Genomic DNA, 2,389 nt, shown 5'->3' with positions numbered 1-2,389 from the left:
GTGTTGCTCGATTGCCACATGCCGGAGATGGATGGCTTCATGCTCGTCGAGAATATCAAGCGGCACCCGCGACTCCAAGAAACCGTTTTGATGATGTTGTCTTCCGCTGCCCAATATAACGACGTGCAAAAGTGCCACAATCTGGGAGTCGCCGCGTATCTAACCAAGCCCATTAAGCAATCGGAATTGCTCGACACCATACTCTTGCTGTTGCACCCGCCCCAAGCAGCACCCTCGGCAGATCAACAGGCCCTGGCGGTTGTCCAAAACCCAGTGCAGGCCGGGCCGCGTTGGAACATCCTGCTGGCTGAAGATAATCCCGTCAACCAACGCGTGGCCGCCGGCATACTGGGAAAACATGGCCACGTAGTAACCGCCGTCGAAAACGGCCTGGAAGCGCTCCAGGCGGCAAAAACGCAACGCTTTGACCTGGTGCTGATGGACTTGCAAATGCCCGAGATGGACGGTTTTGCCGCGACCAGCGCCATTCGTGAACTAGAAGCAGACTCCGGCCAGCATTTGCCCATCGTGGCCATGACCGCTCGCGCCATGAAGGGAGATCGCGAATGTTGCCTGCAGGCAGGCATGGACGATTACCTCGCCAAGCCCGTCAATCCCAAGGAATTATTGGCCGTCATCGAAAGTCTCCTGTCGAAACAGATCACGGAAAATCGGCGGGTAGCAGCGCCAAATAATCATTCCACCGATAAACATGTCGCTGCCGCCAATCAATCTCCATCTCCCACTTCGATGCTAGGCGAAAGTCCAACCGGCATCCCGCTCACCATCGATTTCGCCGCGCTCTTGGCGCGCGTCGAAAACGACAACGCGCTGCTGGAAGAAATGATCGAACTTTACCTGGAAAGTTCTCCACGGCTATTGACCGAAATCGAATCTGGTATTCGCCAATTCGATGCTCCACTGGTCCAACGCGCGGCCCACAGCTTAAAAGGCGCCTTACACAATCTCAGTGCGGAAGCAGGCGCCCAGGCCGCGCAAAAATTGGAAAAGCTCGGCAACAGCGGCGACCTTAGTTTCGCCGAACCTTCGTTGGCCGTTTTGCAAGCTGAACTGAAACGATTGCAGGCCGAATTAACCCGCTGGTCACAAGAGGTATTTATATGAAAGTCTTGGTTGCCGATGACGAAGCCGTCTCCAGAAAATTACTGGAAAGCACCTTGTGCCGCTGGGGGTACGAAGTCGTGCTTGCCAGCGACGGACTGGAAGCATTCCGGCTCTTGCAGGAGCCCAACGCGCCTCAATTGGCCATTCTCGATTGGATGATGCCCGGCCTCGACGGCGTGCAAATCTGCCGCGAAATTCGCCGAATTCGCTCCGAGCCGTACACCTACATCCTACTCTTGACGGGCAAAAACTCCAAGTGTGATGTGATTGCCGGCCTCGATGCCGGCGCCGATGATTACGTCATCAAGCCTTTCGATGCCCAAGAACTGCAAGTCCGTTTGCGAACAGGAAAACGCATTTTGTATTTGCAGGAGCAACTCATCGCCGCCCGTGAGACGCTCCGCGATCAAGCAACCCACGACTCGCTGACCAGTTTGTGCAATCGCGCCGCCATCTTCGAGCTGTTGGCCAACGAGCTGGGCCGGCAACACCGGCACGGCGGCTCCATTGGCGTGGTGTTGATCGATCTCGATCGGTTCAAGCAGATTAACGATGACCACGGACATCTGGTGGGCGACGACGTCCTTCGGGCTGCCGCAAAGGCCATGCAAAATTGCACGCGGCGCTACGATGCCCTGGGACGCTTCGGCGGCGAGGAATTCATTCTAATCCTGCCAGGCTGCAACAAAATGAACGCGCTCAGCCATGCGGAACGCATGCGCGCAGCCATCGAACAAATCAGCGTCGCAACGCCCCAGGGTCCTGTCACCGTCACCGCCAGCATTGGCGTAACGGTGGCGCAACCTGATCAAAACACCGATGCCATCAGTCTGCTCCGCGCCGCCGATGCCGCTTTGTACCAAGCCAAAAACGACGGCCGCAATCGGGTCGAATTTGCCGATAGCGCCCAATACTCTGCCGCCGTTTGCAATTGAGTACAACCACCTTACTCAGCGCTGGCTTGGTCGCCGAAACACTTAGTGCGACCGCTCCATGCCAAACTCTAGTTTGAGTTGCGGGTCGCGCTGCTCGTCAGGATTGAGTTCCTTGAACAGCAGGCTTGGCTGAATGTCGCGATTGTGCTGGTACTTGTCGCTCTGATATTCCGTAATCTCGCCGCACACTTGATGATAAAAAATCTGGCAGATCGGCACGCCCGGGTAAATTCGCACCGGCTGTACCGCAAACATCTCCAGCGTCCAGAAACCGCAAAAACCCACGTCGCCAAAACCGGCCGTCACATGCACAAACAACCCCAGCCGGC

At 56.4% G+C, this 2,389-nt stretch carries 3 protein-coding genes; 2 read left to right on the top strand and 1 reads right to left on the bottom strand.

Going from position 1 to position 2,389, the window contains the following annotated elements:
• Nucleotides 1-1,125 (top strand): response regulator (locus VMJ32_12485; GenBank protein ID HTQ39838.1); only part of this gene is annotated, 1,125 nt, incomplete at its 5' end.
• Nucleotides 1,122-2,060, top strand: coding sequence for a diguanylate cyclase (locus tag VMJ32_12480; protein ID HTQ39837.1), 939 nt, complete (start codon nucleotides 1,122-1,124; stop codon nucleotides 2,058-2,060). The genes VMJ32_12485 and VMJ32_12480, both read left to right, overlap by 4 nt.
• Nucleotides 2,061-2,102: 42 nt before the next feature.
• On the opposite strand, the gene VMJ32_12475 is transcribed toward VMJ32_12480, so the two are convergent.
• Nucleotides 2,103-2,389, bottom strand: a 287-nt coding sequence (locus VMJ32_12475; protein HTQ39836.1) for a dCTP deaminase, incomplete at its 5' end; no start/stop codon positions are given.

The sequence above is a fragment of the Pirellulales bacterium genome (assembly GCA_035499655.1).
Taxonomy (GTDB): domain Bacteria; phylum Planctomycetota; class Planctomycetia; order Pirellulales; family JADZDJ01; genus DATJYL01.
This window is presented reverse-complemented; position numbering and strand designations above follow the sequence as displayed.